Source organism: Kitasatospora sp. NBC_00240 (genome assembly GCF_026342405.1).
In the GTDB taxonomy this organism is placed as follows: Bacteria; Actinomycetota; Actinomycetes; order Streptomycetales; family Streptomycetaceae; genus Kitasatospora.
In genome coordinates this window covers 7,910,006-7,926,891 of sequence record NZ_JAPEMU010000001.1, presented here as the reverse complement: position 1 = coordinate 7,926,891, position 16,886 = coordinate 7,910,006, and the positions used below count along the sequence as shown (strand labels likewise).

17 protein-coding genes are annotated in these 16,886 nt (G+C 75.8%); 5 read left to right on the top strand and 12 right to left on the bottom strand.

What is annotated here, in order from left to right; all coding sequences use genetic code 11:
- Positions 1-159 precede the first annotated feature (159 nt).
- Together OG689_RS34015 and OG689_RS34010 are read left to right on the top strand one after the other, a co-directional pair.
- A complete protein-coding gene (locus OG689_RS34015; RefSeq protein WP_266324760.1) occupies positions 160-549 on the top strand; it encodes a DUF6188 family protein in 390 nt (129 codons plus the stop codon).
- A gap of 200 nt (positions 550-749) precedes the next feature.
- Positions 750-1,697: a polysaccharide deacetylase family protein gene (locus OG689_RS34010; RefSeq protein ID WP_266324758.1), complete on the top strand. Its 948-nt coding sequence runs from the start codon at positions 750-752 to the stop codon at positions 1,695-1,697.
- A 39-nt stretch (positions 1,698-1,736) separates the two neighbouring features.
- Here the strand turns inward: OG689_RS34010 and OG689_RS34005 are convergent, their stop codons facing one another.
- Positions 1,737-3,452, bottom strand: a complete 1,716-nt coding sequence (locus OG689_RS34005) for an MFS transporter (protein ID WP_266324756.1) — start codon at positions 3,450-3,452, stop codon at positions 1,737-1,739.
- 290 nt (positions 3,453-3,742) lie between these two features.
- On the opposite strand from OG689_RS34005, the gene OG689_RS34000 reads away from it, so the two are divergent.
- Positions 3,743-4,207, top strand: coding sequence for a VOC family protein (locus OG689_RS34000; RefSeq protein ID WP_266324754.1), 465 nt, complete (start codon positions 3,743-3,745; stop codon positions 4,205-4,207).
- 72 nt (positions 4,208-4,279) lie between these two features.
- Here the strand turns inward: OG689_RS34000 and OG689_RS33995 are convergent, their stop codons facing one another.
- From OG689_RS33995 to OG689_RS33975, 5 genes are all read right to left on the bottom strand, one after another.
- On the bottom strand, positions 4,280-5,653 hold the full coding sequence (locus tag OG689_RS33995; RefSeq protein ID WP_266324752.1) for a HAMP domain-containing sensor histidine kinase: 1,374 nt from the start codon (positions 5,651-5,653) through the stop codon (positions 4,280-4,282).
- Entirely contained in the window at positions 5,650-6,438 is a 789-nt protein-coding gene (gene cseB, locus OG689_RS33990) for a two-component system response regulator CseB (protein WP_266324750.1), read from the bottom strand. The genes OG689_RS33995 and cseB overlap by 4 nt, the downstream gene beginning before the upstream one ends.
- Positions 6,435-7,298 (bottom strand): hypothetical protein, encoded by an 864-nt coding sequence (locus OG689_RS33985; protein WP_266324748.1) that lies wholly within the window; start codon positions 7,296-7,298, stop codon positions 6,435-6,437. The genes cseB and OG689_RS33985 overlap by 4 nt, the downstream gene beginning before the upstream one ends.
- Before the next feature lie 224 nt (positions 7,299-7,522).
- Positions 7,523-8,188: a class F sortase gene (locus OG689_RS33980; RefSeq protein ID WP_266324746.1), complete on the bottom strand. Its 666-nt coding sequence runs from the start codon at positions 8,186-8,188 to the stop codon at positions 7,523-7,525.
- A 64-nt stretch (positions 8,189-8,252) separates the two neighbouring features.
- Positions 8,253-8,717, bottom strand: a complete 465-nt coding sequence (locus OG689_RS33975; protein ID WP_266324744.1) for a hypothetical protein — start codon at positions 8,715-8,717, stop codon at positions 8,253-8,255.
- 205 nt (positions 8,718-8,922) lie between these two features.
- On the opposite strand from OG689_RS33975, the gene OG689_RS33970 reads away from it, so the two are divergent.
- A complete protein-coding gene (locus OG689_RS33970) occupies positions 8,923-10,020 on the top strand; it encodes an SPFH domain-containing protein (protein WP_266324742.1) in 1,098 nt (365 codons plus the stop codon).
- Positions 10,017-10,961, top strand: coding sequence for a hypothetical protein (locus OG689_RS33965; RefSeq protein ID WP_266324740.1), 945 nt, complete (start codon positions 10,017-10,019; stop codon positions 10,959-10,961). Before OG689_RS33970 ends, OG689_RS33965 begins: the two co-directional genes overlap by 4 nt.
- Positions 10,962-11,072: 111 nt before the next feature.
- Here OG689_RS33965 and OG689_RS33960 read toward each other — a convergent pair whose 3' ends face one another.
- From OG689_RS33960 to OG689_RS33935, 6 genes are all read right to left on the bottom strand, one after another.
- On the bottom strand, positions 11,073-11,852 hold the full coding sequence (locus OG689_RS33960; protein ID WP_266324738.1) for an anti-sigma factor antagonist: 780 nt from the start codon (positions 11,850-11,852) through the stop codon (positions 11,073-11,075).
- Positions 11,853-12,566: 714 nt separating this feature from the next.
- Positions 12,567-12,941, bottom strand: coding sequence for a hypothetical protein (locus OG689_RS33955; protein WP_073927057.1), 375 nt, complete (start codon positions 12,939-12,941; stop codon positions 12,567-12,569).
- An 85-nt stretch (positions 12,942-13,026) separates the two neighbouring features.
- On the bottom strand, positions 13,027-13,461 hold the full coding sequence (locus OG689_RS33950; protein WP_073927058.1) for a roadblock/LC7 domain-containing protein: 435 nt from the start codon (positions 13,459-13,461) through the stop codon (positions 13,027-13,029).
- Positions 13,462-13,495: 34 nt separating this feature from the next.
- Positions 13,496-14,536 (bottom strand): hypothetical protein, encoded by a 1,041-nt coding sequence (locus OG689_RS33945; protein ID WP_266324736.1) that lies wholly within the window; start codon positions 14,534-14,536, stop codon positions 13,496-13,498.
- A gap of 205 nt (positions 14,537-14,741) precedes the next feature.
- Positions 14,742-15,125: a hypothetical protein gene (locus OG689_RS33940; protein ID WP_266324734.1), complete on the bottom strand. Its 384-nt coding sequence runs from the start codon at positions 15,123-15,125 to the stop codon at positions 14,742-14,744.
- 522 nt (positions 15,126-15,647) lie between these two features.
- Positions 15,648-16,658: an AEC family transporter gene (locus OG689_RS33935; protein ID WP_266324732.1), complete on the bottom strand. Its 1,011-nt coding sequence runs from the start codon at positions 16,656-16,658 to the stop codon at positions 15,648-15,650.
- Positions 16,659-16,886 lie beyond the last annotated feature (228 nt).

Sequence of the window (16,886 nt, the reverse complement as noted above, 5' to 3'; positions counted from 1 at the left end):
GGCGGGCGGTTCGCGGGCCTGCGGGCCGGTCCCGGCGGACGGTGTGGGTGCGGCGGTGAACCGGCCCGGCCCGCGCCGGTCGGACCCGGGTGTTCGGAGGTTGGCCGGTCTGCGCCCGCCGGGCGGGGCGTACGGGCGCGGCTGGTCCACACTGGGGTCATGCAGAACTTGATCGCGAACGTCCTGGCCGGCCACCGGGTGGAATCGGTCAAGGGCGGGTTCCAGCTGGACATCGCGCTCGACGGGCCGGTCACCGTGCGGGTGGAGAACGAGTTCCGCCTCGCCGGTCCCTCGGAGGTCGAGCACTTCTACCCGGATCTCACCTTCGAGCCCTCCGAGGCGCTGCTGGAGCTGGTCGGGCGGACGGTCGGCACGGCACGGGTGACCATGGCGGGCGGCCTGGAGCTGGCCTTCGACTCCGGCCACACGCTGTCCGTCCCGCCGGATGCCCGCCGGGCGCCGTGGAACGTGTTCACGCCGCACGGTGCGGTCTGCACCGCGTTGGAGGGCGGCGAGGTGGTGTGGGCTCAGGCCGGTCCGACGCCCTGACGGCGCGGTCCGCGTGCGCGGAGCGCCCCCACCCCGGTTCGACGGCCCGGGCGGGCTGACGGCCGGTCGGGGACGAGTCACCGACCCGGGTGCCCTGTTCGGCCGACGGCCGGTCGGGTGACGGCGGGATTGGCCGGGCCGCGGCCTGGGGGATCAGTGGATCCATGCGGCATTCTTCACATTATCGGTCCGGTCAGAGCTTGGGATCCTCGTCCCGTACGGCTGTCCTGCTCTGCCTGTCGACGGTCATAGCCGGGTGCACCGGCCAGATCACTCCCCCGCGTGCGGCTGCCCCGCGCTCCCCCGCCGGGCCGCAGTCGCCCGGCGGCACCGCCGACCGGGTCGCCATGCCGCCCGCCGCACCCGTCGTCCTGCCCGGTGCCGCGCGCAGCCAGGAACACAACAGCGCCGACGCGGCGGCCCTGCGCGAGGCGACCGCCCGGCAGGCCTTGGCGACCGCCCGCGCCTGGGGGCTCGACGCCCCGCCGATCCCCGCGCCGGAACCGCCCGCCGACGCCCCGGAACTGCGGGCCGTCCAGGGCGTGACCCTCCGCCCCGGGCTGCCGCCGGTGGTGGCCCGGGTCCCGACGGGCGAGAAGGTCGTCTTCCTGACCGTGGACGACGGCGCCGAGAAGGACCCGGAGTTCGCCCGGATGACCCGCGAACTCGAGGTCCCCTTCACCGCCTTCGTCAGCGGGTACCTGGCCCGCCCGGACTACGGCTACTTCCGCGGCCTGGCCGAGCAGGGCGACAGCATCCAGAACCACACGATCAACCACCGGGACCTGCGGAAACTGACGTACGACCAGCAGCGCCAGGAGATCTGCGGGCAGCAGGACGAGACCGAGCGCGAGATCGGCGTCCGCCCCCGGCTCTTCCGGCCGCCGTACGGCGAGTACAACGAGGACACCCTGAAGGCCGCGGCCTCCTGCGGCATCGAGGCCGCCGCGCTGTGGAACGAGGAGGCGTTCGCCGACCACATGGAGTGGCGCTACGCCGACCAGCGGCTGCATCCGGGCGACATCATCCTGACCCACTTCCGCGGCCCCACCCTCTGGAAGGGCACCATGCCCGACATGCTCCGCCAGGTGCTCAACACGGTGACCGCCCAGGGCTACGCGCTGGGCCGGCTGGAGGACTACCTCTGAAACCGCCCCGGCCGGCCATCCTCCGCGGGAGCCCGGGCTTCAGGCCGCCGGGCAGCGGTTGCCGCGCGGCAGCCCGTACCGGCCGGCCACCCGGTAGGTGCCCGGGCCCGGCGCGTACAGCATGGTCCACTCGCCGGCCTCGGCCAGGCATCCGCGGCCGCCGCCCGCCGGGCCCACCACGCCCAGCCAGGGCGACCAGGGGACGCGCAGCAGCACCGGGCCGGCGCCGGCCACGTCCACCGTGAGAGCGGCGGGCCCGGCCTTCCGCACCGTCGCGGGCGGATCGGCCAGCGGCGGGCTGCCGGCGACCCGGAACAGCCGCCACCGGGCGTCCTGCCAGACCGGGCTGAGCCAGGGGTGCCCGGCCGCCACGATCCGGGCCTCGTCGACGGCCGCGTCGTCCGGCGGGTCGACGGGCAGCACCACGTAGCCGACGCCCCAGTGCCGGAGCCAGTCGCGGTAGGCGTCCGCGGTCAGGGTGCCGGTGTAGAAGAGCGGGTTGCGGGAGACGTCGGCCTGCCGGTTCCAGCCCCGGGCGAGGTTGACGTACGGCGCGAACCCCGAGGCCTCCAGGTGGGTGCGGAGCGGCACCACCTCCACCCTGCCCCGGTCGGCGCCGATCCGGCGCAGTTCGGCGATCAGCGGCGCCGTGTCCCGGGCCGTCGCCGACACCGGCACCGAGGTGACGAGGTCGCCGGCGGGCTTGCCGAGCTGCCAGCCCGCCACCGCAAGGAAGGCGGCGCCCGCCGCGAGGCCCCGGCGGGGCGCACCGGCCGGACCGACCGGACCCGCCGGACCGGGGCGTTGACGAGGGCCACGCCGGCCGCGTACACCGGCACGCCGCCCGCCCGTGCGCCCCGCACCGGCCGGGCCGGGGCGCCCCGCGGTGCACCCGAGGGCGGCGGCCAGCAGCACCGTCCCCCCGAAGAGCAGCGTCAACCGCTCCACGTTGCTGCCGACCGGCGAGGGCACCGCCCAGGTGAGGGCCACTCCGGCCGCGTACACCGGCGCGCCCGCCCGGACGGTCCGCCAGTGCGGCGGGGCGCACAGCCGCACCGCCGCCGCCGAGGCGACCAGCACCACCGCGACGTACCAGTCGAAGGGCTGCTCGCCCTCGAAGGGGAAGAGCAACGCGCTCACCACGAGCACCGTGGCCGGGCCGGCGGCGAGCAGGCAGGCGTCCCGGCCGCGGCCGGTGAGGAGCAGCGCGGTGGCGACCACCCCGAGGAACAGGCCCGCCAGCGGGCTTCCTATCGTGGCGGCCGCCGCCAGCGCGAGCACGGACCCCGCCCGGACCCGGCGCGCGGCCGGCCCGGCGCCCGGCGCCGTCGCGGCGCCGAGGTCGGCGGCCGGGAAGAGCGGCACCAGGGCCGCCAGTCCGAAGGCCACGCCGATCGCGAAGGTGACCCGGCCCGACGCGACGTTGCACCAGAGCGCCACCGCCGTCCAGAGCGCGGGGAGCAGCGGCCGGGCGACCCGCGCGTGGATCAGCAGCCGGGCGGTGATCGCCGCCGCCGCCGTGCCGGCGACCACGCCCGCCGTGCGGACGCCGAGCCAGCCCATCAGGTACGGCGAGATCATGCTGTACGAGGCGGTGTGCATCCCGCCGTACCAGGACAGGTTGTACGCGGCGGCCGGGTGCTGCCGGGCGAAGTCCGTCCAGGCGTACTGGGCCGCCAGGTCACCGGCGTCGTGCGCCAGGAAGAGCGCCCAGATCCCGTGCAGGAGGAGGGCGAGCGCGGTGGCCGCGGTCACCGGGTGGCGCCACGCCCGCACGAGGGGGAGGGGCCGGGAACGCCCGAGGACGGCGGGACGGACCGGGCCCGTGACGCTCATCGGGGTCCTTTCCGTGCTGACCGGGACCACCAGGGATAGCAGACCGCGGGCCCCGCGCCGCCGGGGCGCACCGGCCGGCGGCGGGCCGGGCGCCGGATGCCCCCGGATGCGCGCGGGCCGCCCGCCCGCAGCGGGACGCGCGAGCTGCGGGCCCGCCGGCGGCGTGCCAGGCTGGACGGGCCGGGGGTCACTCGCCTGAAGGTGACGCGATGAGCGTCAAGCCGGTCCCGGACGGATATCCGCGCGTCTCGCCCTACCTCTACGTGGACGGGGCGGCCGCCGCCGTCGACTTCTACCGCACCGTTCTCGGTGCGACCGAGCGGATGCGGCTGCCCGGGCCCGACGGCAAACTGGGCCACTGCGAACTGCAGCTCGGCGACTCGGTGCTGATGCTCGCGGACGAGTTCCCGGAGATGGGCGCCCTCGGGCCGCGGACGGTGGGCGGCAGCCCGGTCACCCTCAGCGTGTACGTCGACGACGTGGACGCCGTGCACGCCCGGGCACTGGCCGCCGGGGCGACCGCGCTCGGCCCCGTCCAGGACCGCTTCCACGGTGACCGGGTGGGCGGCTTCGAGGACCCGTTCGGCCACCGCTGGAGCGTGGCCACCCACATCGAGGACGTGGGGCCGCAGGAGATGGCCCGCCGCGCCGCCGAGGCGATGGGCGGCTCCTGACCGTCCCCGCGGGGTCCACCGCAGCGTGTGCTCAGGAGCGTCTGCTCAGCGTGTCTGCTCAGCGGTGTCTGCTCAACGGCGTGCCGTCGGCGGCTCCCCCGCCGGCCGCTCCCCTGCCCGGTGCTCCCCGGCCCGGTGCTCCCCGGCCCGGTGCTCCTCGCCCTGCTGCTCCCCCGCCCGGTGCTCCCCGGCCGGCAGGCGCAGTTCGGCCACCGCCCCGCCGTCCGGATGGTTGCTCAGCAGCAGTTCGACGCCGATCGCCTCGGCATGGCCCTGGGCGATGGTGAGGCCCAGACCGTGGCCGTTGCCGCGCTCCCGCGCCCCGGTACGGAAGCGCTGCGGGCCGTCCCGCAGCACGTCGTCGGGGTAGCCCGGGCCGTGGTCGCGGATCCTGAGGGTCGTCCCCTCCACCCGGACGTCGACCGGCGGGAGGCCGTGCCGATGGGCGTTGGCCAGCAGATTGGAGACGATCCGGTCGAGCCGGCGGGGGTCGGTGGTGACCAAGGCCCCGGTGCCGATCCGCAGCCGCACCGCGGGGCCCGCCGAGGTGATCCCGGTGAGCAGCGGCCCCAGCGGCAGGACGGACAGGTCGGCCGGTTCCGCCCGGGCGTCCAGCCGGGAGACCTCCAGCAGATCCTCCGTCAGACCGCACAGGAAGCGGACCCGGTCCCGGACCAGTTCGGTGGGACGGCCCGGGGGCAGCAGTTCGGCCGCGGTCAGCAACCCGGTCAGCGGGGTGCGCAGCTCGTGCGCCACGTCGGCGGTGAAGCGCTGCTCCCCGGCCAGTCGGCTGCGCAGCACCGCCGACATCGAGTCGACGGCGGCTGCCAGGTCGGCGACCTCGTCACGCGGGCCGCCGAGCGGGCCGATCCGGGCCGCCAGGTCGCCCCGGGCGATGGTCCGGGCGGTCCGGGCCGCAGTGCGCAGCCGGCTGCTGATCCGGTCCGCGGCGAACACGCCGGCGAGCACCGTGACGGCGACCGCCAGGGCGGCGGAGAGCAGGATCGTCCGGTCCAGTTCGGCGACGGCGCGCTCGTCCTCCCGGTAGTCGACGCGGACGGAGAACACCTTCCCGCCGCTGCCGGCGGCCGCCCACATGGCGGTGCCGTGCGGCCCCGGCCCGAACATCGAGCCCTCGTGGCCCTGCGCGGCCAGCCGGCGCAGTTCCTCCGGGAGGCCGGGGGCGGCGGGGACGGCCGGGGACGGGGCGGCGGAAGCGGCGGTCGGGGCCGGGGCGGGGGCCTCCTCGACGGCGGCGGTCGGCCCCAGCACCACTCCGGTCCCGGAGTAGGCGGTGAGCAGCGAGTCCAGGGCCGCCTCGGCGGACCTCCGGGCCTGCTCGGTGTGCTGGCGGACGGAGGCCTGATGGACCAGCAGCCCGAGGGTGAGCGCGACCAGGAACGACACCACGGCGACGGTGACGGCGATCTGCCGGCGGAGGTTCACCGCAGGCGCCGCAGCTTGTAGCCGAAACCGCGGATGGTTTCGATCCGCTCGGCGCCGATCTTGGCGCGCAGGCGCTGGACGTGGACGTCCACCACCCGGGTGTCGGCGCCCCAGGAGTAGTCCCAGACCCGTTCGAGCAGGGTCTGGCGCTCCAGCACCACGCCGGGGGCGGCGGTGAACTCCAGCAGCAGCCGGAGTTCGGTCGGGGTGAGCGGCACCTGGCGCCCGCCCACCCGCACCTCCATCGCGTCGGTGTCGACCTCCAGGCCGTCGATCTCCCGCAGCGAGCGGGCCGGCCCGGGCTGCGGACCGGGCCCGGGGGTGGGGTGGTGCGCCGGGGCCGGGTGGTGGGCCGGGCCGGGCGGCGCCAGCGGCTGGGAGCCCAGGCCGGTGCGGCGCAGCACGGTGCGGATCCGGGCGACCAGGACGGCCGTCTCGAAGGGCTTCACGATGTAGTCGTCGGCGCCCGCCTCCAGGCCCGAGATGACGTCGATCGGCTCGGTGCGGGCGGACATCATCAGGATCGGCAGCAGGCTCTCCTCGCGGATCCGCCGGCAGAGGCCGACGCCGTCGAGCAGCGGCAGCATGACGTCGAGCAGCAGCAGGTCCGGCGGCTGGGCGCGGAAGCGCTCCAGGCCCTCCAGGCCGTCGCCGGCCGTGTCGACGGGGAACCCGTAGCGTTCCAGCGCCATCCGGGTCGCCTCGCGGATCACCTCGTCGTCCTCGACCAGCAGGATCCGCGGCGCGGTGGGCGCGGCGGCGGTCATCGGCGCCCGGCCGGTCATGAGCGCCTCATCGGGGACGCTGTCGGGACCTGCGGTGCGGGGCTGGGCGAGGCCGTGGGCCGGGCGCCGGCGGCGACCGACGGCCGGGCGGGGGCCGGGCCGGAGTCCCCGCCGCCGGAACCGCCGCCCGGGGCGGGCGGGACCGCCGGCTGCGCACTGCGGCCGGGTTCCCTGAGTTCGGGGGCGGGTGCGGTGGGCAGGCAGAAGGGGACGTCGGCGGCCGGGCCGGTCGCCCGGATCTGCCGGTTGTCGAAGGCCAGCCGGACGCCGTTCCAGCGGTACGTGCTGTTGGTCTCGGTGACCTCGTTGGTCGGCTCGTGCACCAGGAGGTCCGGACCCACGGTGTCCGCGCTGAACCCGGTCAGCACCTGGAGGGCGAGCACCGGCAGGACCTGACGCTCGTGCAGGGTGTAGACGTGCAGGTAAGCCCGCTGCGCGCCGGTGACCACGGCGGTGAGCAGCTCCTCGCGGCCGTCGCCGGTGAGGTCCCGGTACTGGGCCGGCCGGACGGCGCAGCCCGCGCAGCCGGTCAGCGCGGTCCGCTCCTCGGACTGGACGGACGGGTCCTTGTCCAGCAGCACGCGGACGTCCACGGTGCGGATGCTCCCGCCGTCCGCGACGACGCCGGGCACCGGTGCGGGGGACGGCTGGCCGGTGGGGGACGTGGAGGGGAGCGGCGAGACGTCGGCGGCCGGCCAGAGCTGCTGGGGGCTCGGCCGGACGGTGACCGGACGGGTCTTCCCCGCGTCGTGGAGCTGTCCGGCCGAGCTGCAGCCGGCCGAGGCCGCGACGGCCAGGGCCGCGAGGAGTACGCCCGCCCCCGGTGCCACGCGGCCGAGCCATGTCCTCACAGTCCTCACGCGGGGTGCCTTTCGGGTCGGGGGCGGCGGTCGGGGCGCCGGTCGGATGGTCCATCTGCATTACGCGCGACGGCGTGCGCCGGTTGCACCCGGGCGGGCGCACAAGCCCGGCGGCCCGGTTTCGGCAGCACCCCTGAGCAGCGCCTTTCGGGGGCGGCCGCCGGACGGGCCGCCCCTGGGGGCCGACCGGGCCGGGGAGTGACGGGCCGACCGGCCGGGGCCGGTCAGCCCGTGGGAGCGGTCGTGCCGACGTAGTCCGCCAGCACGATGATGTTGTCGGAGTAGTGGCCGTCGGCCCCGACCCGGCCGCCGCAGGTGATCAACCGCAGCTGCGGGCCGGCGGTGTCGCCGTAGACCGTCGCGGTCGGGAACCCGCTCTTGGGGAACTGCTGCAGTTCGCGCACCTTGAAGGTGACGGTGCCGCCGCTCCGGCCGCGGACGTCGATCCGGTCGCCCGGCCGCAGTTGCGGCAGGCGGTGGAAGACCGCCGGCCCCTTGCGGGTGTCGTAGTGGCCGAGGATGACGGCCGGCCCGGTCTGGCCGGGGACCGGCCCCTCGCGGTACCAGTCGACCTGTCCCGGCCGGTCGGCCGGCGGCACCTCGACGGTGCCGTCGGGGTTGAGGCCGCCGCTCTCCACCGGGGCGTCCACACCGATCCGGGGGATCAGCAGTCGGGTGGGCGGGGACGGCGCCCCGGCGGCCGGGGCGGCGGGCCCGGGGTCTCCCCCGGGTGTGCCCGCCGGGACGGGCGCGCCGGCCGGCGCGCCCGTGGTCGGCCCGGCCGCGGGTGCCGGACCGGTGGCGCCGGCCGCCTCGGGGGCCCGGCCGGCGAACTCGATCCGCACCGGGTCGTGCCTCGGCGCCGGGACGAGGACCAGTGCGGCGAGCACCAGGGACAGGCTGCCGGCCGCCGCGGCCGGCGCCCACGAGGGGCGCCGGCCACGACGGCTGCGGTCAGCCCTGTGCGCCGGCACGACGGCGGGCGACGGCGAAGCCGATGCCCGCCACGCCCGCGACGGCCAGGCCGGAGCCGGCCACCACGGTGACGGTCGAGCGGCCGGTCTCGGCCTCACCGGTCTGGGCACCGCCCTTGGGGACGGTGGCGACCTGCGGCGCGCCGGCGCCGCGGTCCCCGGTGGGCGGGGCGGGGGTGGGAGACGCGGTGGGGACCGCGCCGCCGGTCACCCGAGGGGACACCGAGGGGACGGCTGTCGGGGTCGCGCCCGAGCCGGAGCCGGAGCCGGCCGGAGCGGGCGCGGGGACGGACACCGACGGCGTCGGGGTGCCGTCGGCGAAGGCCGCGGTGGTGGGGCCGGCCAGGGCGACGGCTGCTCCGGCGCAGACCAGGGCAAGCCGGACCGCGCGGCGGGACAGGCCGGCGGGACGGCCGGGGATGCGGCCGGTCAGGTGTCCTGACATGGGAAAACCTCCAGGTTTGGCCGCTCCCGACCCTGCTGGCCGGGGGCTGACACCGCACACGCTAGGAAGCCCTCCGCACGGACCTCCGCCGGATCTGTAACAGCCTCCGGGCGGATGTGTAACAGCCGACCACACCCTTTCTCGTCTCCTTGACGATAAACGACCGCACCGATTATCGTCATGGAGACGAGAAAGGGGGCCTCCGATGGCCGACATCACCAGGCGGTTCGGGCTGCGCCACCTCCGCGCGGCACCGACCTCGCACATTCGCCACCTGCGCAGCGGCACCCTCGCCCACGACGGCACCGGCCTCGCCTTCTGGTTCCGGCCGCTCACCGCCGCACTCTCCGAAGTCCCGGTCGACGACCGCGAACTGGGCATGCTCTTCCACGCCCGCACCGCCGACTACCAGGACCTCACCGTGCAGGCCACGGTCACCTACCGGATCACCGACCCGGCGCTGGCCGCCACCCGGATCGACTTCGGCATCGACGCCGGCACCGGCACCTGGCGCAGCGCGCCGCTGGACCAGCTCGGCAACCTGCTCACCGAGACCGCCCAGCAGCACGCGCTCGACCTGATCGCCCGCACCCCGCTCGCCGAAGCTCTGGCCGACGGCGTCGGCGCCGTCCGCCGGCGCGTCACCGAGGGCCTCGCCGACGAACCCCGGCTGACCGAGACCGGACTCGCCGTGATCGCCGTCCGGGTCATCGCCCTGCGGCCCGAGGCCGAGATGGAGCGCGCCCTGCGCACCCCCGCCCGTGAGCTGGTCCAGCAGGAGGCCGACCGGGCCACCTACGAGCGGCGCGCGGTCGCCGTCGAGCGGGAGCGGGCCATCTCCGAGAACGAGCTCGCCAGCCGGATCGAACTCGCCCGCCGGGAGAAGGAGCTGGTCGAGCAACAGGGCGCCAACGCGCACCGCGAGGCCGAGCAGGCCGCCGCGGCCGACGGCGTACGGGCCGAGGCGGAGGCCGCCCGCCGGACCAGACTCGCCGAGGCGGAGGCAGCGGCCGCCAGGGTCCTCGCCGGCGCGCAGGCGGATGCCCAGCGAGCCCTCGGCGAGGCGAAGGCCGCCGCCGAGCAGGCCTGGCTGGCGGCCCACCAGCAGGCCGGCCCCGACGTCCTGCACGCCTTGGCGCTGATGCGGCTCGCCGAGCACCTGCCGAGCATCGGCAGCCTCACCCTGACCCCGGACGTCCTCACCGGCCTGCTGGCCAGGCTCGGCCTGCCCCCGGCCGGGGACGGTACGCCGGCCGGCGGCGGCACTACGGGCGGCACCAGCGGCGCGGGCGGCGCCCGATGACGCTCGCCCCGCGCGTGGTGATCGTGCACCGCCGCTCCGAGTACGAGGAGTTGCTCGCCCGGCACGGCTCGGCCGGGCAGGCCGCGTTCTTCCTCTCCACCCGCGGCCGCTCGCTCGACGACACCGAGCGGCCGCACCGGCGCACACTCGCCGCGCTCGCCGAGGTCGCCGCCGCCGTCCCGCTGGACTGGCGCCGCACCCGGGTCGAACGCGCCGACCTGGACCGCTTCCTGTTCGCCCCGGACGACATCGTGGTGGTGGTCGGGCAGGACGGCCTGGTGGCCAACGCCGCGAAGTACCTCGGCGGCCAGCCCGTCATCGGCATCGACACCGACCCCGGCCGCAACCCCGGTGTGCTGGTGCGCCATCAGGCCGGGGACGCCGCGCGGCTGCTGCGCGCCGCCACCGGACCAGGGGCGGACGCCCGGCTGGAGGGGCGCACCATGGTCGAGGCGGTCGCCGACGACACCCAGCGGCTGCTCGCCCTGAACGAGATCTACCTCGGCCGGAGCACCCACCAGACGGCCCGCTACCGGATCTCGGCGCCACCCGCCACCGACCCGGGGACGGGCACGCACGGGGATGTCGGCGCGAACCCCGGCGCCGAGACCCAGGCGTCCTCCGGGGTGCTGATCGGCACCGGCACCGGCGCCACCGGCTGGTGCCGGTCCGCCTGGCTGGAACGGCGCAGCAGCCTCCCGCTCCCGGGCCCCACCGCACCGGCGCTCGCCTGGTTCGTCCGGGAGGCCTGGCCGTCGCCCACCACCGGCACCCGGCTCGGGCAGGGGCTGCTGACCGGTGCCGAACACCTCTCGCTGACCGTCGAGTCCGACCGGCTGGTCGCCTTCGGCGACGGCGTGGAGTCGGACGCGCTCCAGCTGAGCTGGGGCCAGACCGTCCGGGTGGGTGTCGCGGCCGAACAGCTGCGCCTGCTGACCTGACGGCCCGCGGCCCCCGCAGGCCGCGATCGACGGGCCACGGGGGGCGGGGGCGGGGGCCCACGGGGGCGGGGGCGGGGGCGGGGCCCGCCAGGACGTTCCGGCCGGAGCGGCTCAGAAGCCCTGGACGGCCTCGTCCTCGTTGTCGTAGACGTTGAACACCGAGATCAGCTGCGTGATGTAGAGGATGTCCTGAACCTTGGGGGGAAGGTTGAGCAGCGCGAGCTTGGCGCCCCGATGGTTCGTCGTGGTGTAGCAGCTGACCAGCTCGCCCACCCCCGAGGAGTCGATCGCGGTCACGTCGGCGAGATTGAGCAGGATCTTGGTGGCGCCGCTCTCGAGCGCCTCGCGGACGGCGCTCCGCAGGGCCACGTCGCCCACCCCGATGGTGATCCTGCCCTTGAAATCGAGGACGGTGACGTCACCGGACTTGCGGGTCGAGATCTGCATCAGCGGTTCTCCTTCCGAGGTCCCGCCATCGCTTCCGTGGGTGGCGAGGATGGATTTGCGCAGCGTGACCCGGGTTCCGCCGTCGGGCGGGAAGGCGAAGTCGACGCCGTCCATGAGGTGGTGCATCAGGAACACGCCCCGGCCGCCGGGCAGCAGGAGCCGCTCGGGCGTACGGGGGTCGGGACAGGCGCCGGGATCGAAGCCGGGGCCGTCGTCCGTCACCGTCACCACCACGTGTCCGTCCGCCACCTCGGCCTCAAGCAGCACCGATCCGAGCCCGCCGGACCGCCGGCCGTGCCGGACGGCGTTGGACACCGCCTCCAGGACGGCCGTGATGACCTGGTGGTGGGCGTCGGGGGCGAGCGGCAGGGTGGACAGCAGGCCGCCGATCTCCTCCTCCACCCGGCCGAGGTCGGGGTCGTCACGACTGATCGTCAGTTGCATGGGCCGGCCCCGTCGGGCACCCGCGGCGGGCGGCGGCTCGCCGGCGCCCCGCGATCGGCGCGACCGGGCCGGGCGGCGCCGGGACGGACGGTCGCGGCGGGCGCGCTGGTGACGGGCATGTCGGGACCCTCCCGTGAGAGGTGAGCCGGCGTGAGGGAGGTGAGCCGGATCGGGCGGACGCGACACATCGTGCCCGACCGATCGCCGGATCGGGGCGGCACCACCACGTGCTCCACCCGAAGGAGCGAACCCGTCCCCCGGCCGGTTTGGCCGCGCCGGGCCGGGCGCGCCCGGGTGGTGACGGGGGCTTTCAGCGGGCGGGACACGCGGCGCCGGAGCGCGCCGGACGGTGCCCCGGGGGCGCTCCGGACGCGTCCGGGGGCGCACTCAGGGACGTCCCGCCGGACGTCAGCGCGTCCGCCGGGCCTCGGCCCGGGCCGCACGGCGGGCCGCCGTGCGGGGGAACGCCGGAGGGCGGGCCGCGAAGGCCCGCCCCCGGTGCTGCGGCACCCGCCCCCTTCACGGGCACGGTGGAGGCCGGTGCGTGCGCGGCCGCCCTCCCCGGACGGCTCGTCGCACACGCCCTGGGAATCGCGGCAGGGCCGGCGGGCGGGCAGGAGCCCGAACCGTGGTCCCGGCCGCGCGCCAGGACCGCTCCCCGCCGTGCCACCGCCCGCCCCCACCGGGGCGGCGCGGCCGCTCGCCCGTCCCCGGTCAGACCTCCAGATCGGCCTCGATCTTGGTGAGCTGGTGGCGGGCCATCGCCAGGTTGGCGCGGCCGCGGTCCAGCGCCAGGTAGAGGAAGAGGCCCTTGCCGGTCCGCCCGCCGAGCGGCCGGATCAGGTGGTACTGGGTGGACAGCGTGATGAGGATGTCCTCGATGCCGTCCTTGAGGCCCAGCATGTCCATCGTGCGCATCTTGGCCCGCACCACGTCGGTGTTGCCGGCCGCGGCCACGTTGAGGTCGAGCCCGCCCGCGCCGTCCAGGATGCCCAGGGCCATGCCGCTGTTGTAGTCGACCAGTGCGGCCCCGATGGCCCCCTCGATCGTGGTCATGGCCGCCTTGAGGGTGCCGTCTACGTCAGTCATGTCGTTCTCCGATTCGTGGTGTCAGTGCTCTTGCGTCTTGCGGTACGGGGGAAGTTCGGGGATGGGAGGCTCGGGCGGGTCGTCGTCACCCCACCTCCTTCGGGCCGAGGGAGTCCTCCAGGAGGACGCCGACGCGCTCCGCGGACCGGCGCGCCTCCAGGTGCAGGCGCCCCACGTTGACGTCCGGGTGGGCCAGCACGGTGAGCACGCAGGCGGAACCCGCCGCGTACGTGGCCACGTAGCCGTGCTCGCCGCGGACCAGCGACTCCCGGAAGTCGCCCTGCCCCGTGGTGTCGGCCAGGCGCTGGGCCAGGCCCAGCGCCGCCGCGGTGAGGGCGGCCAGACCGGTCGGCTCGGTCCCGTGCGTGTCATGGGCGATCAGCAGACCGTCCACGCTGGCCACCAGGCCGCCCGCCAGATGCGGCACCCGGTGTCTCAGGGCACGGAGTTCGGCCAACAGGTCCGTCTCCAAGGCGATCAGTTGTCTCCTTCCGGCGCGCTGCTTGAGCGCTCGCCTCATGGACACGGGTGGCGGGTGACGGGCGGAGCGGGGGTCACAGTCGGGCCTCCAGGGCGGTTCGGACCCGGTGCAGCAGGGCGATGTCCGGGTCGTTGACGGACAGCGGCTGGGCCGCTGCGTGCGTGGGTCGGCGGGACGGCCGGGGCTCGGACCGGCGGTGGGCGGCGGCCGTGCCGCCCGGGACGGCCGCCAGGGCCGCCCCCGGGACCCGGCGCTCCAGGCCGGCCAGGGTGAGCTCCACCGTGTCGGTGTCCAGCGGGGAGACCGGCCGCGGGTCGGCCGGGGCGGGCCGGGCCGAGGCGTAACCCTCCGCCCCGTTCGGACCCGCCCCCGGACCGGCCACCAGGCTGGCCACCCGGCCGGGCGCCGGGGCGGCCCCGAACGGGGTCGCCACCAGGCCGGCCGCGGCGAGCCGCCGGATGTCGACCGTGGTGCTGAAGGCCGAGCGGCCCAGCAGCCGGGCGAGGTCCCCCGGGGTGCGCCGGCCGTCGGCGTGCGACAGCAGCTCCCGCTGGCGCCGGTTCGGCGCCGGCACCCGGGTGTGCGGACCGCTGGCGCGGTGCCCGGCCGGCACCGGCACCACCGGTGAGCTGTCGAGCTGCGGCCAGGGCCAGATCCGCTCCAGCACGTCCCGCCGCCGCACGCTCTCGCGGCGCAGAGTACGGGCACTCACCCGGCGCACCGGCCCGAGCCAGTGGCGGGCACCGGGCTCGAACCAGGTCATCGTGGAACGGGCGCAGAGCACGAAGAACGCCGCGTCGTACAGCGCTCCCAGGTGGCAGATCTCCAGCTCGCCGCGGGTCAGCCGGCCCTGTTCGAGCAGGGCCCGGCCGACCCGGCAGTCGGGGCCGGAGGTGCGGACGGTCTCCTGCCAGACCTCGGCCGGGACTCTCCCGCAGGCCGCCAGGAGGCCGGCCAGGCCCGGGGTCCGGTCGCTCTCGACGTGGACCACCCAGCCCTCGGAGAGGTGGACGGTGCCGGCCTCCCCGTGCAGGGCGCCGGTGGCCTGGCTCTCGGCCAGCCGCTCGACCGTCTCGCCGGGCGGCTGCCAGTAGCGCATCGGCGGCCTGCTCATGCCGGCCTCCGGCGGCCGAGGGGGTGGCGCAGTGCGGTGCGACGAGCGGAGCCGCGGTGGACGGCGACGGGGCGGGCGGTCGTGGGGTGGGCGGCCCGGACCGGGGCGTGTGGCCGAAAGGTGTCGGATTCGGCCCGGCGGGGGGAGCCCGGAGCGACGCCGGACGATCCGGTGTCCGGCCGTCCGGCCGGCTCTTCGACGGGGGTCATGCGAGGACCAGCTCCTCGGCGAGCGCCTGCAGGCGGTAGCGGGCGCCGGCCAGATTGCCGTCGGCGCGGTCCAGCCAGAGGTGCAGGGCCAGTCTGCTGTCGAACACCGTGCTCACGAAGCAGAACAGGTGATAGCTTCGGCCACCTGTGACGATGATGTCCTGAAGGGGGATCCTGACGTCGTTCTCGTCGGCGAATGTCGGACTGTCAGCAGCCGCGCGCAGCAGGTCAGTTGCCTCCGCCGCCACCGCCTCGTGGTCCCCGTTCGGACTGTCCCCCACGGCGCCGAGGGCCAGCCCGCTGCTCCAGTCGATCAGGCTCGCGCCGCGCGCTCCCGCTATCTCCATCGCCTGGGACAGGCATTCGTCGATACCCGGCACACGGGCTCCTTCTGAGGGTTTTTCGGCAGCAGGTCGCCGCTGAGCAGGCGCAACCTGGACCGCCATGTCGAGTCGCTGTTCCGACACGGAAGGCTACTCAGGGTTTCCGTATGACGAACATTCCATTGGCATATTCGATTGTGGGACGAATCTTTTCGGCCAGTCTGGCGCGAGCCCGCACCCCCGCCAGGATTCGGAACCGGCAGGTAGGCCTACCCTAGGTAGACGCACCGTCACCTTCCGTCCCAGGTGAGGACCTTGGCCGATTCCGCCACCCGCATGGAGGTTTTGGCGAGTCCGCATCGGTCGAATGGGGTAGGAGAGACCTTCGCCCGGACGTGGGTTCGACCGTCGACCAGGCACCGGAGCATCGGCGGCACACCCGTCGGCAGGCACCGGGCGGACCCGTGGCAGGCTTCGCACCAGCGCTCGGAAGCGACGCGGGCGCGGGCGCGCGGACGGACGCCGGCACCTGAACGGAAGCCGGCGCCGGATCACCGACGGACCCCGGCCCGCCCCCGGTCAGTGCGGGGCCGAACCCAGGACCCAGGCGGCGCCGGAGAGCGTGACCATCGAGAGCAGGGTCGAGTACAGCACCGAGTCGCGGGCCAGGACGGTGCTCAACTCGTACTGGCGGGCGTAGATGAACACGTTCTGGGCCGTCGGCAGCGCGGAGCAGACCACCACCGCCAGGAGTTGGTGCGCGGGCAGCCCGAGCACCAGGCTGCCCACCGCGAAGGCCACCAGCGGCTGCACCAGCGTCTTGATCAGCACGGACGCACCGACCTCGGCCGGCAGTCCGGCCCCGACGGCGGCCGGGCGGCCGTGCAACGACATGCCGAGGACGACCAGGGCGGTCGGCACGCCCGCACCGCCGAGCAGTTCGCAGGAGTGGGCCAGGGTCTGCGGCAGGTGCCAGCCGGCGGCCGAGACCGCACTCCCGAGCCCCGAGGCCAGGATCACCGGGTTCCGCAGCGGGAGCAGCAGCATCCGGCGGGCCCGGTCGGCGCCGGGCCGGGCCGCCGACCGGGTGCCACCCGCAGCCGCGTAACCGTCCGCCCGTCCGGCCCGCTCCGCACCGGCGCCGCCCGCCTCCAGGGTGGTCAGGATGACCGGCGTGACCAGCAGGACCTGGAAGAGCAGCACCGGCGCGATGAAGGTCGCGTCACCGAGCACCTGGACCGCGACCGGGATGCCCAGGTTGGCGGAGTTGACGTAGCCGGAGGCCATCGCGCTGATCGCCTGGTCGGCCGGCCGGCGGCCGAAGACCCAGCGGCTGACCGCGACGCCGAGGAGTGAGGCCAGCACCGTACCGGCCGCGAAAGCGAGCATCGAGGCGTTGGCGAAGGAGCCGAGCGGAGTCCGCGCCAGCATGCCGAACAGCGCGGCGGGCATGGCCACATGGAAGACGAAGCGGCCGAGGACGTCCTCGGCGTGCTCCCCCAGCAGTCCGGTCCGGGCCAGCAGGTAGCCGACGGCGGTGAGCACCCAGATCGGGACGAAGGCGGAGAGCAGCGGGTACAGGGAGGGCATCGGTCCTCAGACGGTCGGGGAGCCGGCCGGGCACCGGGCGCCCGGCACCTCGCGGCCCGCACCCGCCGTCCGCCACGCCCGCACCGCCGCGTCCGCCACCCTGCCGACCGGGCGGTTCACCGCCGCAGCATCGCAGACGTCCGCATTCCGGTCCATCCTGTTTCACCTCCGGCCCGCGGATCACCCCGGGCCGGACGGTGGCGCCCGGGCCGGACGGTGGCGCCCGGG